The sequence below is a fragment of the Amycolatopsis sp. NPDC006131 genome, assembly GCF_040614175.1.
In the GTDB taxonomy this organism is placed as follows: Bacteria; Actinomycetota; Actinomycetes; order Mycobacteriales; family Pseudonocardiaceae; genus Amycolatopsis_E; species Amycolatopsis_E tucumanensis.
On sequence record NZ_JBEXTX010000060.1, the window covers coordinates 14,755 to 37,478 of the forward strand.

Here is a 22,724-nt window from a genome sequence, read left to right on the forward strand (position 1 = left end):
AGGACTTCCTTGACCGTCACCTTCAACCACACCATCATCGCCGCCAAGGACCGCCACGAGTCGGCCCGCTTCTTCCGTGAACTGCTGGAAGTCGCCGAGGCCCCGTCGTGGGGGCCGTTCGTCAACGTCATGCTCGACGGGGGCGTGCTGCTGCAGTTCGCCGAACCGCCGGTCGATATCCAGATGCAGCACTACGCCTTCCTCGTCGACGACGAGCTGTTCGACCGCGCCTACGCGCGGCTCGTCGAGCGGGGCATCGAGCACTGGGCGGATCCGCAGACCACGCGGCCCGGCGAGATCAACCACGGGCACGGCGGCCGTGGGGTCTACTTCAAGGACCCCGCGGGGCACGCGATCGAGCTGATCACGCGGCCCTACCTGTAGTCGATGTGCTGTGGCGGCTTGCTCGGCGAACGTCGACTAGGAAACCGTCTTGATGGGGCGGGCGTGCCAGGCGTCCCAGTCGGAGCCGATCGCACCCGCCGTCTTCAGCAGCAGCGGCAGGTGGTGGCCGATCAGCGTGTCCATCGTCGTCTCGGCGGCGTGCGCGTTCACGTTGACCGCGGCCACCACCCGGCCGTCCCCGTCGCGGATGGGCGCCGCCACCGAGCGGATGCCCAGCGCCAGCTGCTGATCGGTGGCCGCCCAGCCCTTCGTGCGCACGTCGCGCAGCAGGGCGTCGATCTCGTCGCGGCCCGGCTGCCAGCGGGGTTCGACGCCGGACCGGCTCGGCTCGGCCAGCACCCGGTCCAGCTCGTCCGGCGTCAGCGCGGCGAGCAGGACCTTGCCCAGCGACGTCTGCACGGCAGGGAACCGCGTGCCGATCGTGACGGCCAGCGCGACCAGCTTCGGCACCGCCACCCGCGCCACGTACACGATGTCGGACCCGTCGAGCTGCGCGATCGAGCACGACTCGTTCGTCCGGGCGACCAGGTCCTCCAGGTGCGGGCGGGCGAGGTCCCACAGGTTCGCCGAACCGATGTAGGCCATGCCGAGGTCGAGCACGCGCGGGGTGAGCGAGAAGCCGCGCTCGCCGCCGCGCACGTAACCGAGCTGTTCGAGGGTGATGAGGATGCGCCGCGCGGTCGGGCGGGCCAGCCCGGTCGCGGTGGCGACCTCGGACAGCGTCATCACCGGGCGGCCGGGCCGGAAGGCGCACAGGACGTCCAGGCCGCGGGCCAGGGCCTCGATGAAGTCCGGATTGCCGTCTCGACGCATACCAGCAGGTTAGCCGCCACGGCCCCGCGTCGCGGACAATGGCGTCCATGGGCGTCTACGCGAACCGCATCCGGCCACGGCTCGTCAACGCTGCCTGCGGGGCCGCGCAGGCGCACCCGCACCGGGAACGCACCTGCGCCGGGCTGCGCGGCCGGGTGCTGGAGATCGGCTTCGGCTCCGGCCTGAACGTGCCCTTCTACCCGGCGGCGGTCACGGAGGTCGTCGCCATCGAGCCGTCGGACGCGGCCTGGCGGCTGGCGCGCGGACGGCTGGCCGCGTCCGCCGTGCCGGTCGAGCGCGCCGGCCTGGACGGGCAGTCGCTGCCGGTGCCCGCGGACAGCTGCGACACCGCGCTGACGACCTGGACGCTGTGCGCCATCCCGGACCCCGCCGCCGCGGTGCGGGAGATCCGGCGGGTCCTCAAACCCGGCGGCACGCTGCACTTCGCCGAGCACGGGCTCGCGCCGGACGCGGGCGTCCGGCGGTGGCAGCGCCGGCTGAACCCGCTGCAGCGCGCGGTGTTCGGCTGCCGCCTCACCAACCCCGTCGCGGATCTGCTGACCGCGGCCGGGTTCGCCATCCGGGAGCTCGACGTGTTCTACGAGGCCGGCGCGCCGCGGCCGTTCGGCGCGCAGTCGGTCGGGGTCGCCGTCGCGCCCTAGACAGCCAGGCGCGCGACCAGCTCGGTGAGCGCGCGGCCCAGCGGCAGGTCCACCCGCACGTCCGCGTACTTGTCGCCGCGGGTGGGGCCCTGGTTGATGATCGCCACCGGCTTGCCCGCCTCGGCCGCGCGGCGGACGAACCGCAGCCCGGACATGACCGTCAGGGACGAGCCGAGCACCAGCAGCGCGGACGCCTCGTCCACCAGCCGGAAGCAACGGTCCACACGGGACGGTTCGACGTTCTCGCCGAAGAACACCACGTCCGGCTTCAGCACACCCGCGCAGGCGGTGCACGGCACGACGCGGAAGCCCCGCACGTCGTCGTCGGCCAGTTCCACGTCGCCGTCCGGGTTGACGCGCGTCGCGGTCGCCGTGAAGTGCGGGTTCGCCTCGCGCAGGCGGCGGTCCAGCTCCTCGCGGGGTGACAACGTGCGACAGGACAGGCACACGACCCGGTCCAGGCTGCCGTGCAACTCGACCGCGTCCGGCGTGCCCGCCGCCTGGTGCAAGCCGTCGACGTTCTGCGTGATCACGCCGCCGACCACGCCCGCGGCCCGCAGCGCCGTCACCGCGCGGTGGCCGTCGTTGGGGCGCGCCCGCGCGATCGTGCGCCAGCCGAGGTGGCTGCGCGCCCAGTACCGGCGCCGCGCGTGCTCGGCCGCCACGAACTCCTGGTACGTCATCGGCGTGTGGCGCCGCAGGCTGCCGGTCGCGCCCCGGTAGTCCGGGATCCCCGATTCGGTCGACAGCCCGGCGCCGCTCAGCACGACAACGCCGCCCCCGTCGGCGATGCGGACCACCTCGTCCAGGCTGGTCGTCCGGGGCAGCGGCTCACCGGCCGGCGTCCAGCTCAGGGTCGGTCGCGTCCGCACCCCACGAGTGTACGTGCGGAAATCCGGTTGGCCGCCGGGCACGGGCGCTGCGATCATCCGGCCGTGTCCCTCCTGCGCTGGCAGTTCGACCTGACCTGGTCGCTGGCCGACCTCCACCTGAGCGCCCTCACCCCGGCGGACTTCCGCTGGGAGCCGGGCCCGCTGACCTGGCACGTCCGTGAGGCCGGGGACGGCTGGACGATCGACTGGGCGGACGCCGAGCCGGACCCGGTGCCGGTGCCCACCATCGCCTGGATCGCCTGGCACGTCGGCTGGTGGTGGAGCGTCACGCTGGACCACGCGCACGGCCGCCGGCCCCGCGAGCGCGAGTCGGTCGGCTGGCCCGGCGACGAGAACGCCGTGGCCTGGCTGCGCGAGCTGGCCGCCGACTGGGGCGGCGTCCTCGACCGACTGTCCGATCCGGACGCCCCCGCCGCCTTCCCGTGGCCGGCCGAGGCCGGGCTCACGGTGGCGCACCAGGCCGCCTGGGTGAACGCGGAGCTGATGAAGAACGCGGCCGAGATCGGGCAGCTGCGCCTGCTGCGGGCGGCTCAGGCCACGTCGGGCTGAAGGCCCTGCCGCACGATGTCCAGGTACTCGCTGATCGCGTCCCGGTTGCGGGTGAGGCAGTCGATGCGCCGCGTCATCCGGTCGCGCTCGCGTTCCAGCGTCGCCAGCATCTCCGGCGTGGCGTCGGGGAAGTAGATCGTGCGCGGCTTGTCCAGGCACGGCAGGATCTGCTTGATGATGCGCGTGGGCAGGCCCGCGTCGAGCAGGCCGCGGATCTGCAGCACCCGGTCGACGTTGTACTCGTCGTAGTCGCGGTAGCCGTTGGGCAGGCGCCGGGACACGATGAGCCCCTGCTCCTCGTAGTAGCGCAGCAGGCGGCGGGGCGTTTCGGTGCGTTCCGACAGCTCCCCGATGCGCATGTGGTCCCCCTCACAGCGGTTTGACCTTCACATCTGTGTGATGGTTTCAGCATAACGCCGTGATCGATGTGCTGACCCCTCCCAGACTCCGGCTGCGGTCCCTGCTCGCGTTGACGACCGCGGCGTTCATCACCGTCCTCACCGAAGCCCTGCCCGCCGGCGTGCTGCCCGCGATGAGCGCCGACCTGCGCGTCGGCGAGTCCGCGATGGGGCAGGCCGTCACGATCTACGCGATCGGCACCGCGCTCGCGGCGATCCCGCTGTCCGCGGCGACCGCGGGCTGGCGCCGCAAGCGCCTGCTGCTCGCCGGGGTGGCCGGCTTCGCCGTCGCCAACACCGTCACCGCGGTGTCCGGCGCCTACGTGCTGACCATGGTCGGCCGGTTCGCCGCAGGCGTGGCGGCCGGCGTGGTGTGGGCGCTGCTCGCGGGGTACGCGCGGCGGCTGGCGCCGGAACACCTGCAGGGCAAGGCGATCGCGGTCGTGATGGCCGGCATCCCGCTCGCGTTGTCGCTCGGCGTCCCGGCGGGCACCTTCCTCGGCGAGGTCGTCGGGTGGCGCGTGACGTTCGGCGTGATGTCGGTGATCGCCGTCGTGCTGATCGCCTGGATCGTCGCGGCCGTGCCGGACCAGCCGGGGCAGCGCGACGGCGGCCGGATCCCGGTGCGGCGCGCGGTCGCCGTCCCGGGCGTCGCGCCGGTCCTGGTCGTCACGCTCGTCTTCGTGCTGGCCCACAACGTCCTCTACACCTACCTGGCCACGTTCCTGCACGGCGTCCGCATCGACGTGGTGCTGCTGGTGTTCGGCGTCGCGTCGGTGCTGAGCATCGCGATCGTCGGCGCGCGCATCGACCGGCAGCTGCGGGCGCTGACCGTCGTCGCGACGCTGCTGGTCGCCGTGGCCGCGGTGATCCTGGCCGTGCTGTCCGGCAACGCGGTGCTCGTCTACGCCGGGGCCGCGCTGTGGGGGCTGGGCTGGGGCGGGGTGCCGACGCTGCTGCAGACAGCCGCCGGGAAGGCGGGCGGCGAGGCGGCGGACCCCGCGCAGGCCGCGCTGGTGACGTTGTGGAACGCGGCCATGGCGGGCGGCGGCGTGGTCGGCGGGGTCCTGCTCGACGCGTTCGGGCCCGGCGTGTTCCCGTGGACCGTGCTGGTGCTGCTCGTGCCGGTGCTGGCCGTCGTGCTCGGCGCACGGCGGCACGGCTTCCCGGCTAGTTCGTGACCGTGGCGTCCTCCCGGACGAGGACGACCTCGCAGCGCACCGGGCCGTCGCCGACCCGCACCGGAACGGCGGCGGTCCGGTAGCCGTGCCTGGCCACGGCGAGCGCGTAGCGGCCGGGGAGCAGGCCGGGCAGCTGGAACGAGCCGTCTGCGCGGGAGGTGACGCTGCCCGAGACCTCGCCGCGCTCGTCGGTGGCGATCAGCAGCGCGCCGCCCACCCCGACGGTGCCGGTGATGGCGCCGGTGGCCGAGAGCGTGAAGTCCACTTCGCCCGGACCGCTCACCGGCGCCGCCTCCGGCTGGAAGCCGGCCGCGGAGCAGACCAGGACGTGCTCGCCGTCCGGGACGTTCAACGAGTACCGGCCGCTCGCGTCGGTCGCGGTGGTGCCGGTCTGCTGCCCGTCCTTGCCGATCAGGGTCACCACCGCGCCTTCGAGCACGCCGCGCGGCGAGCGCACGACGCCCAGCAGCAGGGTCTCCGCCGGGCGCGCGCGGCTGGGGATGAAGAACGCGACGAGCAGCGCGACCACGCAGGCGGCGCAGCCGATCAGGAACGTCGTGCGGAACCCGTCCAGGCTGGGCACCGGGGTGCCGCCGAAGTCGATCGTCATGCCGGCGAGCACCATGCCGACCACGGCGCTCGACGACGACGTGCCGATCGAGCGCATCAGCGTGTTGAGGCCGTTGGCCGCGGCGGTCTCGGTGGCCGGGACCGCGCTCATGATCAGGCTGGGCATGGCGGCGTAGGCGAGCCCGACGCCCGCGCCCGCCATCGCCGAGAAGATCGCCATCTGCCAGCCGGCGCCCATCAGCGTCAGCCCGAGCCCGTAACCGGCGCCGAGCACCGTGATGCCGCACAGCAGCGAGACCTTCGGGCCGCGGGCGGCGATCAGGCGGGCCGCGAGCGGGGACATCGCCATCATCAGCAGCCCCGACGGCGCGACGCACAACCCGGCGACGACCATCGACAGCCCGAGCCCGTAGCCGGTCGCGGACGGCAGCTGCAGCAGCTGCGGCGGCACCAGCTGCGTCGCGTACAAGGCGAAGCCGACCATGATCGAGGTCAGGTTGGTGAGCAGGACCGGCCTGCGGGCGGTGGTGCGCAGGTCGACCAGCGGTTCGGCGGTGCGCAGCTGCAGGAACCCCCACGCCACGAACAGCACCACCGCCGCGCCGCCGAAGCCGAGGGTGCGGGTGCTGCCCCAGCCCCAGTCGCCGCCCTTGGAGATCGCCAGCAGCAGGCACACCAGCGCCGCGGACAGCCCGATCGCGCCGGGCAGGTCGAAGCGGCCGGGGGAGCGGACCGCGGACTCGGGCACCACGAGCACGATCAGCACCAGGCTGACGAGCCCGAGCGCGGCCGCGCCGAGGAACAGGATGTGCCAGTTGAAGTGCTCGGCCACCAGCGCGGCGACCGGGAGCGCGAAGGCGCCGCCGATGCCCAGCGACGAGCTCATCAGGCCGACCGCGCCGCCGAGGCGTTCCGGCGGCAGCTCGTCGCGCATGATGCTGATGCCCAGCGGGATCGCGCCGATGGCGAAGCCCTGCAGCCCGCGGCCGATCATCATCGGCAGCAGCGCGGTCGTCAAGCCGCACACCAGGGACCCCGCGACCTGCGACGACAGCGCGACGAGCATCATGCGGCGCTTGCCGTACATGTCGCCGAGGCGGCCCAGCACCGGGGTGGCGACCGCGCCGGTGAGCAGGGTGATCGTGATGACCCAGGCGGTGTCGGAGCTGTCGCTGTGCAGCAGCGACGGCAGGTCGGCCAGCAGCGGCACCATGAGGGTCTGCATGACGGCGACGACGACACCGGCCAGCGCGAGAACCGCCGTGAGGCGGCCGGGAGACGAGGACATGCGGCTCCGGAGTTCGTGCACGGATGGTTGCCTTGTGAAAGTACCTTCCGGAACGTCCGGTGCCGAGTGAGTTGTCCCGAAGCTCACTGCGTCCGGACGCGGTGTAACGCAGTTCAAGAAGCGGGCGACTCGTCGGGAAAGGTGTGCGGAGGTGCACGGATGGAGCCCGACGGCAGGATGCCCGGACGAAGCCGCGAGCCGTTCTTCCACCAGCCCCGGACCATCCGGTTGATCGAGGAGATCGCCGCGTCGGAACACCTGGTGATCTACGTCGGCGCCGGTGTCACGATCACCGAGAGCGGCCACAGCTGGAGCAGCATGGTCAAGCTGCTGTTCGGAGAGCTGGGAGAGCGGTCCGAACCGAGTGCAGCCATCGCAGAGACCTTCGACCTGCCGAAACAAGCTTCCATCGCCAACGAGTACTTCCAGCGCGCCGAGCCGGACGCGGCGTCGCGGGTGGTCGCGAACCTCCTGCGCCGGGCGCTCTACCAGGAGGCGCGCTGGCGGGGCGGCGACTACACCGCGGCGATCGGGCAGTTCTGCAAGGAGAAGCTCGCCTCCGGTCACGAAGTCGCCATCGTGACCACCAACTACGACCAGTACCTCGAAAACGGCCTGCGCGACGCGAGCAGCGACTCCGCGACGGCCGAACTGGTCCAGTCACGTGTGCTGCCACTGGACCACGCGCTCGACGAGCAGGCGGTGAGTCGTCTCCTGGAGGAGATCCGCGGCGTCCTGCCGGTGGTGCACCTGCACGGGGTGATCCTGCCGGAGCGCAACGCCGCGGTGGCCGAGGACATCGTGCTCGACGAGGTGGACTACCTCCGGACAGAGGCGGGCAGCAGCGCGGTCCTCACCGGCATGCTGGAGCGCAACGATCTGCTGATCCTCGGATCCAGCCTGGAGGACGCCCCGCTCATGCGGGCACTGTGGAAGACGAAGGCGGCGGGACACCGGCGGTGGGCGCTCTTCCCACGCCAGAACTACCGGGGCTCGCCCGGGGCGTACGGCAACCACCCGCAGACCTACGACGACCTCATCTACGCGCAGCGGCGCCGGTGCGAACTGTTCCGCGTCCAGGTGGTGGCGCCGGACTTCTACTCGCAGGCGCCGCAGTTCGTCAAGGAACTCGCCATCGCCAGTGAGTGCGCCCGCGGCGGGCACGAGGACGCCGCCTACCAGCTGTCCCAGTACGGCATCCGGCTCGCCGACTGGTGGAAGCGCTGGATCGGCGACCGCTCGAACGCCTCCGGTAAGCCGACCGTGAACGCCCAGCGCAAGGATCACAACGAGCTCAAACGCGCTCTGGACCGGATACAGAAGACCGCGGCCGTCATGATCGGGGCCAGGGAGCGGCTCAAGCTCGAACTGTGGGTGCGCTGGAAGCCTTCGTCGCACTGCCGGGGACTTCAGCTGTGGGCGTCCTCGACCGGCACCTGGCTCGACCACCAGACGATGCGGAACGAGGAGATCGACGTCGACAGCGAGTTCCTCGCCGTTCGGGCCTTCTGCAACGGCGTCGTCGAGCTGCAGTCCGGGCCGAACGGCCCGCGGGACCGGTGGAAGAAATCACTGGCGGTGCCGATCCGGGTGGGGTCGGAGTCGCGGAAGTTCCAGGCCGGGGTCATCGTTCTCTCGACCAATGTGCAGGGCCAGGGCTCGATCATCGACGAGCACGACGACGAGCGGATGAACACGCTGATCCGGTTGCTGACCGGCACCGGCCGGGAACGGCTGGAAGCCGGTTAGCCCTCGCCCTGTTCCTGCGCCAGCCGCTTGCTCTCGATGTCGCTGATCCACTTGCGGAGGTCCTTGCCCGCGTTCGGGGGGAGCTCCCGTTGCACTTGGTCGAGGCGGTACCGCCGGTACTCGGCGCGGTCGGCCGGAGCGGCGATCGGCACCTCACGGACGGCGTCGGAACCCTTGTCGATGGAAGAGCTCATCGGTGATCCATCCTCGATTCCCCTGTCCGGTGAAAGTACCGGCAACGCGTCGCGGAACCGCGAGTGCCGACCGGTGTGTCGCGGATCCAGGCTAAGCCCGGGTTTCCTCCGGGCGATGCGGCTGAACGGGTACGTCCGGTAGTCGCGGGCGCGCTCGTTCCGTTACCGGCCGCCGTCGTTGGAAACCCCGGCGGCGGGCTCGTCCGCTCGAAGCCCGCCGCCGGGGTGGCTCAGCTCTTCGGCACGCCGAGGGCGCGCTCGAAGCCCGGCGGAATCACCACGTCGTCGCGGGTGAGGTCGTGGATCGACGTCTTGCCGAGGCCCAGGACGGCCGAGTCGATGCCGCCGCGGAGGATGTCCAGCACGTTCTCCACCCCGGCCTGCCCGTTGGCCGCCAGGCCCCACAGGTACGCGCGCCCGATGAGCACGGCCTTCGCGCCGAGGGCGATCGCCTTGACGACGTCGCTGCCGCGCCGGATGCCGCCGTCCAGCAGCACCTCGACGTCGCCGCCCACGGCGTCCGCGATCGCGGGCAGCGCGCGGATCGGGGCCGGGGTGCCGTCGAGGTTGTTGCCGCCGTGGTTGGACACCGAGATCGCGGTGACGCCGGCGTCCACGGCCCGCTTGGCGTCGTCCACCCGCATGACGCCCTTGAGCATGAACGGCCCGCCCCACTGCTCCCGCAGCCACGCGACGTCCTCCCACGTCGGCAGCGGCGTCTGCATCCACTCGCCGTAGGCGCCGAAGAACGTCGGGGCCGTGCCGCCGGGCGGGGTCAGGTTCGGGGTGGTCAGGTCGGGCAGCCTGCGTGTCTTCGCGAAGTCCCACAGCCACTTCGGCCGCGTGATGCCTTCCGGCGCGAACCGCATCATCGCCTTCAGGTCCAGCTTCTCCGGGATGACCGGGCTGCCCCAGTCGCGGCCGGTGGAGAACGACCAGTCCAGCGTCATGATCAGCCCGACCGCGCCGGCGGCCCTGGCGCGCTCCATGCGCTGCACGAGCACGTCCCGGCTGCCGACCCAGTACATCTGGAAGAAGGTCTGCGGGTTGGCCGCCGCGACCTCCTCGATGGACTTGCTGGCGAACGAGCTCAGGCCCATCGCGGTGCCGCGCGCGGCCGCGGCGCGGGCGACGGCCACCTCGCCGTCGGGGTGCACGGCTTGGACGCCGGTGGGGGAGATGACGACGGGCAGCGAGATCGGCTGGCCCATCACGGTGGTGCCCAGTTCGCGCTTGTCGGACAGCCCGGCGACGTGCGGGGCGAAGCCGAGTTCGGCGAACGCCGCGATGTTGTCGTCGACCGTGATCCCGCGTTCGGAACCCGCCACCAGTGCGCCGTAGACCGACTTCGGCAGCCGTTTCCTGGCCCGCCGCTGAGCTTCGGCCACCGTCTCGAACCAACCGTTGGACATCTCGCCACTCCGCCTCGCCGATGAGGGACACCATTTTGGCACTTGATGCCATATTAGGCCACACGGGTTCGCCGGACGCAAGACCGGCTTTGCGCGGTCGGCCGGTCGCGGTTAGATCGAACGGTGTCCTCCTTCCAGCCGAACGAGCCCGTCGCGCACGTGGACGTGCACGTGGAGCACCTGCCCGGCGCGACGCTGGTGCGCGTCGCAGGCGAACTCGATCACCTGACGGCGCCCGCGTTCGAGGCCGTCGCCCTGCCCGCGGCGCGCGCGTGCCCGCGGCGCCTGGTGATCGACCTGAGCGAGGTGAGCTTCCTGGCCTCGGCGGGGATCGCGGTCGTGCTGGCCGCGGGCACCGAGGCGCCGGGGAAGGTGCACGTGGTGGTCGGATCGGGCTTCACCCGGCGGCCGCTGGAGATCACCGGGGCCGACGCGATCGTGCGGCTCTGCACTACGCGCGAGGAGGCCCTGGCTGAGGGGTGACGTCGCGCGCCGCCGCGACGATGAGCGCGCCCGCGACGACTCCGGCGACGAACGGCGACGGCACGAGCAGCAGCCCGCCGACCGCGCACCAGGCCGCGACGGCCCAGCCTAGCCAGGCGGGTGGCGGTGTCCCCCGGCCGGCCAGGTGCCAGGTCAGGCAACCGAGGAGCATCAGCGGGACGCCGAAACTCCCGGGGCCGGCCCAGAAGGCGAGGCCGTTCCGGGTCTCGTCCAGCAGCGGGACGGCCGCCCACACCCCGCGGTCCACCCAGCCGGCGAAGTCGGTCCAGGCGAGGGTTCCGATGAGGGCCAGGTGCCCCGCGCCGAGGGCGACCATGATCCCGCTCGCCCAGCGCAGGCGCGTCACCGAGCCAGCCACGCGCGCTCCCACTGCCGCGTCAGCGCCGGGTAGACCACGAGGTACCGGAACGGCGCGATCACGGTCAGGTAGAGCCGGCCGAACCAGCCGTTGGGCTTGACGAGCACCGCCATCCGCAGCTCGTGGTCGCCGTTCCCGCCGCGGGTCCAGGCGAGGTGCATCACCGTGTGGACGGTCTTGTTCGCCAGCTCGCGCGCGGCTTCCGTGCCCGTCTCGTAGACCGCCTTGAGCGGCATCCCGTCGCTGTCCGGGCCGCGCGGGGCGTCGCGGAGGTCGGCGGGCAGGCGGTCGCGCAGCGAGGCGACGCGGCGGCCGACTCCCGCGGCGGGCGTGTCCCAGCCCAGGAGCGCGCCGATCCGCCAGCGCAGGGCGAACAGGAACCGCACCGCTCGCGGCTGGTGCGTGAGGCTGCCCGCGGTGCGCATCGCGGCGAGCATCGCCGGGAAGTCGTCCGGGCCGGCGCCGGGGGTGCGGAACGACCACACGTCCTCGACCGCGAAGTCGCTGGTGAACTCGTGGATCCGCCATGGGTGCCCGGTGTGGGCGGATTCGGCCAGTCGGGGCATGGGCCACCTCTTTTGTACGGTGCCGTATGGTTCATTTGTACGGTACCGTACACGAAAACACTGGAGGTGCCAGATTCCCGCCGTCGCCCGCACGACCCGTGCCCGCTGGATCGAGGCCGGCCTGGAAGCGCTTTCCGAGGGCGGGCCGGACGCGGTCCGCGTCGAGGTGCTGGCCGCCCGGCTCGGCGTGACGAAGGGCGGGTTCTACGGCCACTTCGACGGCCGTCCCGCGTTGCTGGCCGAGATGCTCGACGAGTGGGAACGCCGGTGCACCGGGGAAATCCTCGCCGCGGTGGCGGGTGAGGACGTGGTCGAGCAGTTCCGGCGGGTGGGGCAGCTGAGCTTCAGCGAGGACCTGCACCGGATCGACCTGGCGGTGCGCGCGTGGGCCCGCCACGACGCCGCGGTCGCCGAGCGGCTGCGGCGGATCGACAACGAGCGGATGGACTTCCTGCGCGGGGTGTTCGGCAGTTTCCTGACCGACCCGGACGAGATCGAGGCGCGTAGCACGCTCGCGTTCGCGCTCGCCATCGGCAGGCACTTCATCGCCGCCGACCACCCGGGCCGCACGAAGCGCGAGGCGATCCACCTGGCGGGCGAACACCTCCTGCGGCGGTGATCCCCAGTCCCGCGGTGGCGAGCCCCAGTCCCGCGGCGCTGAGCCCTAGTCCCGCGGTAGCGAGCTCCAGTTCCGCCGCGGCCAGCCCCGGTCCCGGCGGCGGTGAGCGCCAGTCCCGCGGTAGCGAGCTCCCAGTCCCGCGGTAGCGAGCTCCCAGTCCCGTGGCGGTGAGCCCTAGCCCCGCGGTCGCGAGCTCCTGTCCCGCCGTGGTGCGCGCCAGTCCCGCCGTGGTGAGCCCAGTCCCGCGGCGGTGAGCCCTAGTCCCGCCGCAGGCGGATGACACCCCGCTCGAGGTCGAGCGCCGGGGGCGCGCCCTGGGCGTCCTCCTCACGCATCATCGACATCGAGTCGCGGTGCTCCAGTTCGAGGCGCTTGGTGCCGTAGAACATGGCCGTCACCTCATCGGCGTACGTGGCAGCCAGCGGGGTGCCCGTCCGCTTGCCCCGCTTCTTGCGGATCAGCTCCACGGTCCCCACGGCGACCAGCAGCAACGTCCCGCCGGGAATCCCCCACGCGATCACGGTCTCGACCGGGTCCACGAGGCCCACAACGAGCGACCACGCGACGCGGTTCCGTCAGCAGCCGGCGGCGGGGGTGCCCGGCGGGCTGAACTCCAGCCACACCGTGTTCGTTCGGGGGAGCAGGTACGTGGCGTCCTCGGGGCGGCGCCAGCCGTCCGGGACCAGGACGTACTGGCCGCCCGACTGGAGCAGTAGCTTCAGCCCGGGGTAGCGGTACTGGAACGCGCCGTCCGGGGCGGGGCAGTGCACTTCGCCCGGGAGGTTGAGCCGCTGGGTGCTGAAGAGGACCACCGCCGGGCGGGCGGGCAGCGCCTGCTCCGTTTCGAAGGCGCGGCGGACGCCGACCTGGCCCGCGTAGTCGGCGACCGCCCAGAACAGGCCGAACGTCACCAGCGCGTAGGCCACCAGCCACTCCGCCACCCCGAGCGCGCTGCCTGCGGGCGCGGTCCACCGGCGCCACGCGAAGATCAGCAGCACCACGGCGAGCGCGAAACCCAGGCCGGGCAACGCGGTGAACCGCCGGTAGGGCACCGGGTCCAGCGCGATCGCGAACGTCACCGCGAGCAGCGCCGCCCCCAGCACCGCGGCCACCGGCGTCGCCCGGCGCAGGAGGGTCTGCCACGCCCGCCGGGACAGCCGGAACCGCAGGAAGCGGATCACGCCCAGCACCAGGAACACGGCCGCGGCGATCTCGGCTATCGGCAGCAACAGGCCGTCCACGCCGCGCGCCAGGATCTCCGGCGTGGTCTGGCCGAGCAGCGTGTAGTGCACGCGGAAGTAGCTGAAGAACACCTGTGTGGTCAGGAAACCGAAGTAGTACAGCAGGCCGGTCAGCAGCGTCGCGTTCGCGGCCAGGGTGCCGACGACCCGCAGCGCTCTGGCCGGTCCGGTCTGCGGCGGTGTCCGGGGGCGGGGTGGCGACAGCCGGGTCCTAGCCACCGGTGGTGTCCGAAGTGGACTGCTCCGAAGAGGACTCCTCGGTGGACTCCTCGGTGGTGGTTTCCTCCGTGGTCTCACAGGGTTTCGCCGTGATGGTGATCGTCCCGCCCGGGTACACCGGGTCCGGCGAGATGTCCGTCGCGCAGTCGCCGGAACCGACGATCCGCACCCGCACACCACATCGGTCCGGCCCGCAGAACTCCGCTAGCTCGCGGAGGATCGCGCCCTGCGCGCTGGTCGGCCCGGCCGCGCGCACCGTGCTGTCGTAGTTGATCGGGCTGCCCGGCACCCCGGGCGGATCGCTCTTCTTCGACGTCCGCGTGCGCTCGGTGGTGTCCGTCGTGCCGGTGGTCGTCTCGCTCGCCGTGGTGCTCTCGGGCGGGCTGTCCGCGGTCTGCTCGCCGGGGATCGGCGACCCGCCCGCGCACCCCGCGAGAGCCGCGCCGATCAGCAACGCTGCTGCCTGATACCTCCGCATGGTTCACCGTCCCGGAGGGAGTTCTTGCTTACAGGACGCACCCGAGGCGCGACCTGATACAGCAGTTGACTAGTCCCTTCGGGTGAATCGGCGTGGTTGCGGTGAGGTGCGCGCCGCCCAGTTCGATTTCGCAGCCTTCGGCGTAGGTCGCGAACACCCGCCCGGCCGGCCGCCGGGGCTCCGGCGAGCCCGGCCAGCAGCGGGACGTAGATCCAGAACGACCGGACGTCGTCCGCGTTCTCGTCGTCCAGGGTGCGGACGCGAGCGGGGTCGTGAACAACCAGTTCCTGTTCGTAGACCTTGAAGCGCTGGGCGGTGCTGAGTTTGATCACCGCGGCGTCGCGGGATCGCCGGTCCGAACCGGCGACCGTGAAGACCAGCAACCCGGCGCACACCACCGCGACGGCCGCCGCTCGCCAAACCGGGCCACGCAGCCGCGCCACATGATCCCGAGTTGCCGGCGCATCTGTGACCGGAGCCACTTTGACAACCCCGTCGCGGCTACCTGAGTATCTGCAATTAACCATCTGGTCCATTGAGAAGGAGCACGACGTGGTGGCTCAGCCGGGTGCCGACAGGGCGCGCTCGCGGAAGGCGGCACTCGCCGCCTGGGTCGGCAGCGCTCTCGAGTACTACGACTTCTTCATCTACGGCACGGCCGCCGCGCTCGTGTTCGGCAAGATCTTCTTCCCGGCTTCGGACCCGGCGACCGGCACGTTGCTGGCCCTGTCCACGTTCGGCGTCGGCTACGTCTCGCGCCCGCTCGGCGCCATCCTGCTCGGCCACCTCGGCGACCGGTTCGGGCGCAAGCGCGTGCTCGTCCTCACCCTGCTCCTGATGGGCGTCTCGACGGTGCTCGTCGGCTGTCTGCCCAGCTACCAGACCGCCGGGGTCGCCGCCCCGATCATGCTCGTCGCGCTCCGGCTGCTGCAGGGGCTGTCCGCGGGCGGCGAGCAGGCGAGCGCCAACTCGATGTCGCTGGAGCATGCGCCGGAGAACCAGCGCGCCTACTACACCAGCTTCACCCTCAGCGGCACCCAGGCCGGGCAGATCGTCGCCACCGCCGTGTTCCTCCCGGTCGCCGCGCTGCCGCAGGACGCACTCCTGTCCTGGGGCTGGCGCGTGCCGTTCTGGGGCAGCGCGCTGATGGTCCTCGTCGGCTACCTGGTGCGCCGCACGGTCGAGGAGACCCCGGTGTTCGAGCAGGAGGTCCGCGTCGGCGAGGTCACCAAGCTGCCGCTGGTCGTGCTGCTCCGCGAGCACTGGGCCGACGTGCTCCGGGTGATCGTCGCCGCGCTGATCGCCTCCGTCAGCACCATCTTCACCGTCTACGCCCTGTCCTACGCGGTCAACACCGTAGGCCTGAGCAAGACACCGATGCTGTGGGTCGGGGTCCTCGCCAACGTCGCCGCCGTCGTCTCGATCCCGCTGTGGGCGAAGCTCGCCGACCGCGTCGGGCGCAAACCGCTGTTCATCGCCGGGTCGCTGGGCTGCGCGGTGCTGATCTTCGCCTACCTCGGCGCCATCGCGGCGGGCAGCTGGGTGCTGATCTTCGCCGTCGGCGTCGTCCTGTTCGGCGTCGTCTACACCGCCACCAGCGCCGTCTGGCCCGCCTTCTACGGCGAGATGTTCCCGGCGCGGGTGCGGTTGTCCGGCACCGCGATCGGCACCCAGATCGGCTTTGCCATCAGCGGGTTCCTGCCGACGGTCGCCGCCGCGGTCGCCGGTGACGGGGCAGGCGCGTGGCTCGGTGTGTCGATCTTCACCGCGGGGCTGTGCCTGGTCAACGTGATCGCGGTGGCCACCGCGCGCGAGACTTACAGCGTGCCGACCGCGCGGCTCGGCCTCAAGGAAACCGCCGCGCCGGAGCCGGTGGGCGCCGCGCGGTGAGCCGGTACGAGGTCCACGCCCTCTGCTACGGCCGCCGCGAGGGCACCCGGGGACAGCACTTCCTCGGGTGCGCCGCGGGGGAGGCCGACCAGCCGCACCCGACCGCGTACTACGTGTGGCTGGCCCGGTCGGCGCAGCACACTGTCCTGATCGACGCCGGCATCCACCCGACGCGAGTGCCGCCCGGCCTCGACTACCGGCGTCCGGCCGAGCTGCTGGACTCGATCGGCGTCGCGGCCGGGGACGTGGACCTCGTGGTGCTCACGCACCTGCACTACGACCACGCCGGGACGGTCGCGGACTTCCCCGGCGCCCGCTACGTGGTGCAGCGCGCGGAACTGGCCTACTGGACGGGACCGTGGGCGAAGCGCATCCGGCGCGAGCACTGGCTGCTCGACGAGGACGCGCTCGGCCACGTCCGCGGTGACCGGCTGTCCGAAGTGGACGGCGACGTGGAGGTCCTGCCCGGGCTGAGCGTCCACCTCGTGGGCGGGCACACGGCCGGGATGCAGATCGTCCGCGTCGCGACCGCTGCCGGGCCGGTCGTGGTGGCCTCGGACGCCAGCCACTTCTACGAAAACCTCGACGACGACCGCCCGGCGCCGCTGCTGCACTCGATGCCCGGCGTCTACGGCGCGTTCGACCGGATCCGCGAGCTGGGCGGCATCGTGCTGCCCGGCCACGACCCGGAGGTGCTGGAGCGGTACCCGGCCGCGGGACGGGACGTCGTCCGCGTCGCCTGAGCCGGGCACCGCTTCCCGCGTCAAGCCGCCCGGTCCGTGACGGCCGGCGCCTGGTCCCGCACCAGTTCGCGGCGCTTCTCGTCCTTGGCCCACCACTGCCGCTTGCCCGGGTGGCGCGCCTCGTAGCCCAGCTGCCACACGATGCTCCGGCAGATGACCTCCTTCACCAGCGCGCCGAGCCTGCCGCCGATGAAGTTCGCCTTCGCGGTGTCGTCCTTCGTCGAGAACTGGAAGATGCCGTGCCGGCGGCCGAGGCTGATGCACATCCCGGCGAACCCGACGTCGATCGGCGCGGGCTCCTCGCCCGCGATCCGGGCCAGGACCGTCCGCGCGGCCTGCGGGCCGACCTGGACGGCGGCCTGGCAGCTCATCCGCACCGGCAGTCCGGACGGCGCCGCCGAATCCCCGGCCGCGACGATGCGCTCGTCGTCCACGCTGGTCAGGGTCTCGTCGGTGAGCAGGCGGCCCAGCGCGTCGGTGGTCAGGCCGCTGCGGGCGGCGAGGTCGGGCACGCCGAACCCGGCGGTCCAGATGGTCACCCCGGACAGCAGCGCGCGGCCGTCGCTGAGTTCGACGGCGTCCCGCGTCGCGGCCGTCACCGTGGGCCCGTCGAGCACGGTCACGCCCAGCTTTTCCAGGCGCCGGGCGACCGAGCGCCGCCCCTTCGGGTGCAGGTACGGGCCGAGTTCACCGCCGCAGACCAGCGTCACGGCGCGACCCCGCCCGGCCAGCTCGGCGGCGGTTTCGATGCCGGTCGGCCCGCCTCCCACGATCGTCACGGTCGACGCCGCGTCGAGGAGTGGCCGCACGCGCTCGGCTTCCTCCAGGGAGGCGATGGGGTGGGCGAATTCGGCCGCGCCGGGCACGCCCGGGTCCGCGCTGCCGCTGCCCACCGCGTAGACCAGGTAGTCGTAGCCGAGGGTGTCGCCGCCGGCCAGCGTCACGCGCCGCGCGGCGGCGTCGATGCGGGTGGCGGTGTCCACCACCAGTCGCACGCCCGCGGCCAGCACTTTCCGGTAGTCCACGACCGCCGGGCCGGTGCCGCCGGCCAGCTGGTGCAGGCGGATCCGGTCGACGAACTCCGGGCGCGGGTTGACCAGGGTGACGGTCACGTCGCCGCGCTGCGTCAGCCGGTTCGCCGCCATGACTCCGGCGTAACCGCCGCCGATCACGATCACTTCGGTGTTGCCGCTCATGGTGTCTCCTTCGCAGAGGGTCGACCATCTGACAAAGCGGCTCCCCGGGGCGTGACAACGCGTGACCCGGATCACTCCCGCGCGGTGAACGCCAGCGGCACCGACCGGGTGCCCCACTCCGCCCAGCGGGCCATCAGGATCTCGCCGGCGACCGAGAAGTCCGTGGTGGCGGCGAGGAGTTCCTCGAGCGTGAGCACCAGCATCATGCGGGCCAGTGGCGCCCCGGGACAGGCGTGGATCCCGGCGCCGAACGGGATCGCCTCACGCAGGTTCGGGCGGTCCAGCATGAAGTTCTCGCCGTCGGGGAACACCGTCTCGTCCCGGTTCGCGGAGGTGTAGACGAGCGCGATCGGCTCGTCCTTGCGGATGAGCCGCCCGCCGATGACCACGTCCCGCTTCGGCGTGCGCGACATGCCGCGGTAGGGGGTGTAGAGCCGCAGGTACTCCTCGACGGCGGCCGGGATCCGCGACGGCGCCGCCCGCAGCATCGCCTGCAGGTCTTTGTCCGACGCCAGGTGCGCCAGCATCGTGCCGATGAACACGCTCGGCGCCACCATGCCGGTGACCAGCAGCTGCCGCACGCAGCCGAGCACCATCTCGTCCGGGAACGGCTCCCCGGCCGGACGGGCCGCGAGCAGGGCGGTGGTCAGGTCGTCGTCGAGCGGAGCCGACCGGCGCTGCTCGATCACGTCCGCCGCGATGCCGTAGAGCACCCGGCTGCCGCGCTTGACCTCCTCGTCGTCCACCACCTGGATCGCCCGCACGTACTCGGCGCTGATCTGCTCGATCCGCTCGGCCAGCTCGACAGGCAGGTGGAAGAACTCGGCGAACACATGCGCGGGGAACACGCGCGCGTACTCGGCCGCCACATCGGCTTCGCCCCGCGTGACCAGCCCGGTCAGCAGCGTGCGGGCGTGCGCGCGCACGGCGGGTTCCAGCTCGGCCATCTTGCCGCGCGTGAAGAACCGGTTGATGACGCGGCGGTAGTCGGTGTGCTCGGGCGGGTCGAGGTGCAGCGGCGGGCGCCGCCCGGTGAAGGCGAACTTCGGCACCACGTTCTGCACGCTGGTGGTGAACGTGTCGCTGTCGGCCAGCACGGCCCGCACGTCCTCGTGCCGGAACAGCGCCCAGAACCCGCCGTAGGTCGAGCTGCGGGCGACCGGGCAGCGCGAGCGCATCTCCCGGTACTGCTCGTGTGCGCTGGTGAAGGTCTCGGGCGCGAGCGGGTCGAAGTCGTGCTCCTCCGGGCGCGCGGGAACCGGTTCGCTCATCGGGCGACCACCCGCAGCGGCAGCGACCGCGGGCCGAACTCCGGCCAGCGCGTCATCCCGATCGGACCGTCCACTGTGAACAGACGCGTCCTGGCGAGCAGTTCCCGCAGGGTCACGGTGATCTCCATCCTGCCGAGGCCCGCGCCGGCGCACCGGTGCGGGCCCGAGCCGAAGACGATGTTGTCGCCGGAGGGCCGTCCGGCGTGGAACCGGTCGGGCTCCGGGAACACGGCCGGGTCCCGGTTCGCCGCGGTGAACACGAGCGCGATCGGTTCCCCGGCCCGGATCCGCTGCCCGCCCAGCTCGACGTCCCGCACCGCGGTGCGGGCGAAACCCCGGTACGGCGAGTAGAGCCGCAGCAGCTCGGGGATCGCGGCCGGGATCTCGTCCGGGTTGCGGCGCAGGTGCTCCTGCAGCGCGGTGTCGCTGGCCAGGTGCGCGATGCAGCTCGCGATCGTGACGCTGGCGCCGATCATCGACGCGGGCAACAGCTGCCGGATGGTGCCAACGACCAGCTCGTCCGGCAGCGGTTCGCCCCCGTCGCGGGCGGCGAGCAGGGCCGACGGCGGGTCTTCGTCCGGGTCCAGCGGATCCGCCCGCCGCCGCGCGACGAGCGTCCGCGCGATCTCGTACAGCTCGCCGCTGCTGCGGCGCAGGCCGTCGTCGTCGCCCTCCTGGAAGGCGCGGTTGTAGGCGTCGGCGGTGTCCCGGACCGCCCCGATCTCGGCGTCCGGGATGTTCATCCACCGGGCCACCGTGAAGCTGGGCACCCGGTAGGTCAGCTCGCAGGCGTCGAACCGGCCGCGCGCGACGAGGTCCGCGACGAGGTCGCCGACCAGCGCGCGCACCGGGGGCTCCAGCGCCGCCGTGCGCTCGCTGCGGAACAGCGGCGCCAGCGCGCGCCGGTAGACGGTGTGCTCGGGCGGGTCGAGGTGCAGCGGCGGGCGGCGGCCCGCGGCGCGCACCTTCGGCACCACGTTCTGCACGGAGTTGATGAACAGCGCGGGATCGCTGAGCACCTGGCGGACCTCGCGGTGCGCGAGCACGGCCCAGAACCCGCCGAACTCGGGGCTGTGCACGACCGGCGAGGCCGCGCGCAGGCGGTGGTAGTGGTCGTGGATGGCGAACAGGTCGTGCTCGGCGAGCGGATCGAGCCTCACGCGTCCACCTTCCGCGCGGCTACGGCGGGCGCGGCGGTGGTGGTCGGCAGCAGGCGGCGGCCGATCGTGCAGGCGGTGATCGCCGCTGCGGCGAGCAGCGTGACGTACGCGGCGACCATCCACCCGCTTCCGGCCGCCTGCACCAGCAGGCCGGCGACCAGGGGAGTGGTGCCGCCGAGGATGGCGTCGCTGGTCTTGAAGCTGAACCCGGCGCCGGTGACCCGGTCGGCGGGGCGGAACAGCAGCACGTAGATCGGCACCGAGGAGATCACCATGCCGTTGACGGCGATCTGACCCAGCGACAGGGCGAGCACGATGAGCGCCGCGTTGCCGCTGTCCAGCGCGGCGAACAGCACCCACGCCAGCACGCCCAGCGCCGCCGCGCTGACCCGGTAGAGGCGGCCCAGCCCGATCCGGTCGACGCGGGGGAGCAGCAGGATCGCCGCGACCACGGCGAGGATCTGCGCGCTCGTGGAGAACGTCAGCATGGTCGAGCGGCTGATCCCGGCGTGCGCCACCGCGTAGGACAGCGTGTAGGTGTTGAGCAGGTAGATGCCGGACACCGCGGCCCCGGCGATGAAGAACACCAGCGCCATCTGCCGCCCGTTGCGCCGCACCACGCCGGACAGGCTGGGCCGGGCCGCGGGGGCGACCTCCCGGCGGAACACCGGCGACTCGTCCACGCCGAGCCGGATCCACAGCCCCGCGCCCACGATCAGCGCGCTGACCAGGAACGGGACCCGCCAGCCCCACGACGCGAAGGCCGCGTCGGACAGGGCGGCGGACAGCGGCAGCACGGTCAGCGCGGCCAGGATCGACCCGATCGGGCCGCCGACACCGACCGCGCCACCCCAGAAGCCGCGCTTGTGCTCGGGCGCGTGCTCCACCGCCAGGGTCGCCGCACCGCCCCATTCGCCGCCGACGGCCAGTCCCTGCGCCAGGCGGAGCACGGTGAGCAGCACGGGGGCGGTGACGCCGATCGCCGCGTAGGTCGGCAGCAGTCCGATGCAGACGGTCGCGACGCCCATCAGCAGCAGCGCGGACACGACCACCGTGCGGCGGCCGAAGCGGTCGCCGATGCGGCCGAAGATCAAGCCGCCCAGCGGTTTCGCGATGAACCCGGCGGCGAACGTGCCGTAGGCGGCCAGCGTGCCGGCGGCCGGGCTCAGCGACGGGAAGAAGACCTTGTTGAGCACCAGCGCGGACATGGTGCCGTAGATGCCGAAGTCGTAGTTGGCCAGGCAGGCGCCCATCGGGCCGGCGAGCAGCGCCCGCTTGCCCGCCGGGTGGGGGACGTCAGGGGACACGATGCCTCCACGCTGAGGACGGGGAAGAAGCTCCGTGTCGAAACGCTACACAGCGACGTCCGATAGGGCAACAACGTGTTGTCTATGGTTCGCCGAGGGGTCCTGCCCACGTCAGGTCGTCGTCCGCGGGGAAGGCCTCGGGCGCCGCGCCCCGGGTGATGTCGCCGCCGGTGCGGTGGGCGGCCAGTTCGGCCAGCTCGGGCGCGTGCGGGGCGACGATCTGGCGGAACCGCTGCTCGGCGACCGGGCCCAGGGTGTCGTAGATGTCCAGGAAGCACCGGCGTGCCGTGGCGCGCGGCCAGTCCGCGGGCAGCAGTTCGCCGGGCAGGTCCGGGTCGGCGTCCGGGAAGGTGCGCCACTCGGTCATCACCCTGGTGCGGACGACGAGCGCCTCCGCCGGGCCGACCTCACCGGCGGCGACCCGCTTCCGCAGTCCGGACCAGCGGTCGAGGAAGTCCGCGTAGGACTGGCGCAGCTCGTCGAGGTCCCAGGCGCGCAACGGGTTCCCGGCCGCCGGGACGTCCGCGCTGACCTCCGCGCGGGCCACCGTCGCGGTGCCGACGCCGAGTGCGGCGAGGACCTGCAGGGCGTCCGCGGCGCGGTCCCACGGCGAGACCCACACGCCGTCGTAGAGCGGCCCGAAACCCAGCCACCGCAGCCGGCCGCGCAGGGTGCGGCGGTCCTCCCGCTGCGGCTCCGGCACCGAGAACATCGCGAACGTCCAGCGGCCGTCCCACTCGCGGTCCTCCGCGCCGAACTCCAGCAGGCGGCGCAGGTGGTTGATGATCAGCCGGTGGGTGCGGTCCGGGACGCCGTACGCGGTCCGGCGGCCGGCCTTCGACGTGGTGACCAGGCGACGGGCCGCCGCGCGCTGGATCGCCGCGCGGGCCGCCGGCTCGGTCAGGCCGAACTCGCGCAGCAGGTCCACGAGCGCGGCCGAGGGCAGGTGCTCGCGCCGCCAGAACCAGTAGTCGCCGAGCAGGGTGCCCAGCAGGCGCTGTGAGTGCTGCGGGGCGGGTCCGGTCATGGCCGGAGTCTAGAGGCCTTCCACTGAGTGA

At 72.5% G+C, this 22,724-nt stretch carries 26 protein-coding genes; 10 read left to right on the forward strand and 16 right to left on the reverse strand.

The features are described from left to right. Positions 1-9: 9 nt before the first annotated feature. Positions 10-384: a VOC family protein gene (locus tag ABZ215_RS26830; RefSeq protein ID WP_237339106.1), complete on the forward strand. Its 375-nt coding sequence runs from the start codon at positions 10-12 to the stop codon at positions 382-384. A 36-nt stretch (positions 385-420) separates the two neighbouring features. Here ABZ215_RS26830 and ABZ215_RS26835 read toward each other — a convergent pair whose 3' ends face one another. Then, positions 421-1,218, reverse strand: coding sequence for an IclR family transcriptional regulator C-terminal domain-containing protein (locus ABZ215_RS26835; protein ID WP_020418884.1), 798 nt, complete (start codon positions 1,216-1,218; stop codon positions 421-423). Positions 1,219-1,265: 47 nt separating this feature from the next. Between ABZ215_RS26835 and ABZ215_RS26840 the strand changes: the two genes are divergently transcribed. Next, the gene (locus ABZ215_RS26840) at positions 1,266-1,880 is read left to right on the forward strand and encodes a class I SAM-dependent methyltransferase (RefSeq protein ID WP_027936003.1); all 615 of its coding nucleotides are present in this window, start codon (positions 1,266-1,268) and stop codon (positions 1,878-1,880) included. On the opposite strand, the gene ABZ215_RS26845 is transcribed toward ABZ215_RS26840, so the two are convergent. Beyond that, positions 1,877-2,752 (reverse strand): NAD-dependent protein deacetylase, encoded by an 876-nt coding sequence (locus ABZ215_RS26845; protein WP_354952526.1) that lies wholly within the window; start codon positions 2,750-2,752, stop codon positions 1,877-1,879. The two genes, ABZ215_RS26840 and ABZ215_RS26845, sit on opposite strands and share 4 nt — an antisense overlap. A 63-nt stretch (positions 2,753-2,815) precedes the next feature. Here ABZ215_RS26845 and ABZ215_RS26850 point away from each other — a divergent pair, with 63 nt between their 5' ends. Next, the gene (locus ABZ215_RS26850; RefSeq protein WP_354952528.1) at positions 2,816-3,322 is read left to right on the forward strand and encodes a DinB family protein; all 507 of its coding nucleotides are present in this window, start codon (positions 2,816-2,818) and stop codon (positions 3,320-3,322) included. Here ABZ215_RS26850 and ABZ215_RS26855 read toward each other — a convergent pair. After that, entirely contained in the window at positions 3,304-3,681 is a 378-nt protein-coding gene (locus ABZ215_RS26855) for a MerR family transcriptional regulator (protein ID WP_020418888.1), read from the reverse strand. The genes ABZ215_RS26850 and ABZ215_RS26855 overlap by 19 nt on opposite strands. 59 nt (positions 3,682-3,740) lie before the next feature. Between ABZ215_RS26855 and ABZ215_RS26860 the strand changes: the two genes are divergently transcribed. Next, positions 3,741-4,901: an MFS transporter gene (locus ABZ215_RS26860; RefSeq protein ID WP_354952530.1), complete on the forward strand. Its 1,161-nt coding sequence runs from the start codon at positions 3,741-3,743 to the stop codon at positions 4,899-4,901. Here ABZ215_RS26860 and ABZ215_RS26865 read toward each other — a convergent pair. Next, positions 4,891-6,759 (reverse strand): MFS transporter, encoded by a 1,869-nt coding sequence (locus tag ABZ215_RS26865; protein WP_354952532.1) that lies wholly within the window; start codon positions 6,757-6,759, stop codon positions 4,891-4,893. The genes ABZ215_RS26860 and ABZ215_RS26865 overlap by 11 nt on opposite strands. A 177-nt stretch (positions 6,760-6,936) precedes the next feature. On the opposite strand from ABZ215_RS26865, the gene ABZ215_RS26870 reads away from it, so the two are divergent. Further along, positions 6,937-8,508 (forward strand): SIR2 family protein, encoded by a 1,572-nt coding sequence (locus ABZ215_RS26870; RefSeq protein ID WP_237339112.1) that lies wholly within the window; start codon positions 6,937-6,939, stop codon positions 8,506-8,508. On the opposite strand, the gene ABZ215_RS26875 is transcribed toward ABZ215_RS26870, so the two are convergent. Then, positions 8,505-8,702, reverse strand: coding sequence for a hypothetical protein (locus tag ABZ215_RS26875; protein ID WP_237339113.1), 198 nt, complete (start codon positions 8,700-8,702; stop codon positions 8,505-8,507). The two genes, ABZ215_RS26870 and ABZ215_RS26875, sit on opposite strands and share 4 nt — an antisense overlap. A gap of 230 nt (positions 8,703-8,932) precedes the next feature. Next, a complete protein-coding gene (mftD, locus tag ABZ215_RS26880; RefSeq protein ID WP_354952534.1) occupies positions 8,933-10,114 on the reverse strand; it encodes a pre-mycofactocin synthase MftD in 1,182 nt (393 codons plus the stop codon). A gap of 123 nt (positions 10,115-10,237) precedes the next feature. Here mftD and ABZ215_RS26885 point away from each other — a divergent pair, with 123 nt between their 5' ends. Further along, positions 10,238-10,597, forward strand: a complete 360-nt coding sequence (locus ABZ215_RS26885; protein ID WP_020418892.1) for an STAS domain-containing protein — start codon at positions 10,238-10,240, stop codon at positions 10,595-10,597. Here ABZ215_RS26885 and ABZ215_RS26890 read toward each other — a convergent pair. Then, a complete protein-coding gene (locus ABZ215_RS26890) occupies positions 10,566-10,976 on the reverse strand; it encodes a DUF6463 family protein (RefSeq protein ID WP_354952536.1) in 411 nt (136 codons plus the stop codon). The two genes, ABZ215_RS26885 and ABZ215_RS26890, sit on opposite strands and share 32 nt — an antisense overlap. Next, the gene (locus ABZ215_RS26895) at positions 10,961-11,542 is read right to left on the reverse strand and encodes a DUF2867 domain-containing protein (RefSeq protein WP_354952538.1); all 582 of its coding nucleotides are present in this window, start codon (positions 11,540-11,542) and stop codon (positions 10,961-10,963) included. The genes ABZ215_RS26890 and ABZ215_RS26895 overlap by 16 nt, the downstream gene beginning before the upstream one ends. Positions 11,543-11,708: 166 nt before the next feature. On the opposite strand from ABZ215_RS26895, the gene ABZ215_RS26900 reads away from it, so the two are divergent. Continuing rightward, entirely contained in the window at positions 11,709-12,161 is a 453-nt protein-coding gene (locus tag ABZ215_RS26900; RefSeq protein ID WP_354952540.1) for a TetR/AcrR family transcriptional regulator, read from the forward strand. A gap of 257 nt (positions 12,162-12,418) precedes the next feature. Here ABZ215_RS26900 and ABZ215_RS26905 read toward each other — a convergent pair whose 3' ends face one another. Genes ABZ215_RS26905 through ABZ215_RS26915 form a run of 3 tightly spaced genes read right to left on the reverse strand, consistent with a single transcriptional unit; the run spans position 12,419 to position 14,099 of the window. Then, positions 12,419-12,709, reverse strand: a complete 291-nt coding sequence (locus tag ABZ215_RS26905) for a DUF6191 domain-containing protein (protein WP_354952542.1) — start codon at positions 12,707-12,709, stop codon at positions 12,419-12,421. A gap of 27 nt (positions 12,710-12,736) precedes the next feature. Beyond that, on the reverse strand, positions 12,737-13,621 hold the full coding sequence (locus ABZ215_RS26910) for a hypothetical protein (protein WP_354952544.1): 885 nt from the start codon (positions 13,619-13,621) through the stop codon (positions 12,737-12,739). Further along, positions 13,614-14,099 (reverse strand): hypothetical protein, encoded by a 486-nt coding sequence (locus ABZ215_RS26915; protein WP_237338576.1) that lies wholly within the window; start codon positions 14,097-14,099, stop codon positions 13,614-13,616. The genes ABZ215_RS26910 and ABZ215_RS26915 overlap by 8 nt, the downstream gene beginning before the upstream one ends. A 272-nt stretch (positions 14,100-14,371) precedes the next feature. Between ABZ215_RS26915 and ABZ215_RS26920 the strand changes: the two genes are divergently transcribed. The 3 genes from ABZ215_RS26920 to ABZ215_RS26930 are packed head-to-tail and all read left to right on the forward strand — an operon-like array spanning position 14,372 to position 16,732. Next, on the forward strand, positions 14,372-14,608 hold the full coding sequence (locus ABZ215_RS26920; RefSeq protein WP_354952546.1) for a hypothetical protein: 237 nt from the start codon (positions 14,372-14,374) through the stop codon (positions 14,606-14,608). A gap of 43 nt (positions 14,609-14,651) precedes the next feature. Continuing rightward, entirely contained in the window at positions 14,652-15,989 is a 1,338-nt protein-coding gene (locus ABZ215_RS26925; protein ID WP_354952548.1) for an MFS transporter, read from the forward strand. Next, a complete protein-coding gene (locus ABZ215_RS26930) occupies positions 15,986-16,732 on the forward strand; it encodes an N-acyl homoserine lactonase family protein (protein ID WP_354708880.1) in 747 nt (248 codons plus the stop codon). The genes ABZ215_RS26925 and ABZ215_RS26930 overlap by 4 nt, the downstream gene beginning before the upstream one ends. Positions 16,733-16,752: 20 nt before the next feature. Here ABZ215_RS26930 and ABZ215_RS26935 read toward each other — a convergent pair whose 3' ends face one another. The 5 genes from ABZ215_RS26935 to ABZ215_RS26955 all read right to left on the reverse strand — a co-directional run bounded on the left by ABZ215_RS26935 (position 16,753) and on the right by ABZ215_RS26955 (position 22,693). Then, entirely contained in the window at positions 16,753-17,928 is a 1,176-nt protein-coding gene (locus tag ABZ215_RS26935; RefSeq protein WP_354952550.1) for an FAD-dependent oxidoreductase, read from the reverse strand. A 71-nt stretch (positions 17,929-17,999) separates the two neighbouring features. Then, a complete protein-coding gene (locus tag ABZ215_RS26940; protein WP_354952552.1) occupies positions 18,000-19,199 on the reverse strand; it encodes a cytochrome P450 in 1,200 nt (399 codons plus the stop codon). Then, complete coding sequence (locus tag ABZ215_RS26945; RefSeq protein ID WP_354952554.1) at positions 19,196-20,359, reverse strand: cytochrome P450; 1,164 nt, start codon at positions 20,357-20,359, stop codon at positions 19,196-19,198. The genes ABZ215_RS26940 and ABZ215_RS26945 overlap by 4 nt, the downstream gene beginning before the upstream one ends. Further along, positions 20,356-21,666 carry an MFS transporter gene (locus tag ABZ215_RS26950; RefSeq protein WP_354952556.1) on the reverse strand — a complete coding sequence of 437 codons (1,311 nt, stop codon included), beginning with the start codon at positions 21,664-21,666 and terminating at the stop codon, positions 20,356-20,358. The genes ABZ215_RS26945 and ABZ215_RS26950 overlap by 4 nt, the downstream gene beginning before the upstream one ends. Before the next feature lie 82 nt (positions 21,667-21,748). Continuing rightward, positions 21,749-22,693, reverse strand: a complete 945-nt coding sequence (locus tag ABZ215_RS26955; protein ID WP_237338584.1) for a PaaX family transcriptional regulator C-terminal domain-containing protein — start codon at positions 22,691-22,693, stop codon at positions 21,749-21,751. Positions 22,694-22,724 lie beyond the last annotated feature (31 nt).

What these genes read in the sequence shown, in the direction of transcription:
- ABZ215_RS26835 (WP_020418884.1), bottom strand. Translation starts at nt 1,218, where the DNA reads ATGCGTCGAGACGGCAATCCGGACTTCATCGAGGCCCTGGCCCGCGGC.
- ABZ215_RS26840 (WP_027936003.1), top strand. Translation starts at nt 1,266, where the DNA reads ATGGGCGTCTACGCGAACCGCATCCGGCCACGGCTCGTCAACGCTGCC.
- ABZ215_RS26855 (WP_020418888.1), bottom strand. Translation starts at nt 3,681, where the DNA reads ATGCGCATCGGGGAGCTGTCGGAACGCACCGAAACGCCCCGCCGCCTG.
- ABZ215_RS26865 (WP_354952532.1), bottom strand. Translation starts at nt 6,759, where the DNA reads ATGTCCTCGTCTCCCGGCCGCCTCACGGCGGTTCTCGCGCTGGCCGGT.
- ABZ215_RS26870 (WP_237339112.1), top strand. Translation starts at nt 6,937, where the DNA reads ATGCCCGGACGAAGCCGCGAGCCGTTCTTCCACCAGCCCCGGACCATC.
- ABZ215_RS26875 (WP_237339113.1), bottom strand. Translation starts at nt 8,702, where the DNA reads ATGAGCTCTTCCATCGACAAGGGTTCCGACGCCGTCCGTGAGGTGCCG.
- mftD (WP_354952534.1), bottom strand. Translation starts at nt 10,114, where the DNA reads ATGTCCAACGGTTGGTTCGAGACGGTGGCCGAAGCTCAGCGGCGGGCC.
- ABZ215_RS26895 (WP_354952538.1), bottom strand. Translation starts at nt 11,542, where the DNA reads ATGCCCCGACTGGCCGAATCCGCCCACACCGGGCACCCATGGCGGATC.
- ABZ215_RS26915 (WP_237338576.1), bottom strand. Translation starts at nt 14,099, where the DNA reads ATGCGGAGGTATCAGGCAGCAGCGTTGCTGATCGGCGCGGCTCTCGCG.
- ABZ215_RS26935 (WP_354952550.1), bottom strand. Translation starts at nt 17,928, where the DNA reads ATGAGCGGCAACACCGAAGTGATCGTGATCGGCGGCGGTTACGCCGGA.
- ABZ215_RS26940 (WP_354952552.1), bottom strand. Translation starts at nt 19,199, where the DNA reads ATGAGCGAACCGGTTCCCGCGCGCCCGGAGGAGCACGACTTCGACCCG.
- ABZ215_RS26955 (WP_237338584.1), bottom strand. Translation starts at nt 22,693, where the DNA reads ATGACCGGACCCGCCCCGCAGCACTCACAGCGCCTGCTGGGCACCCTG.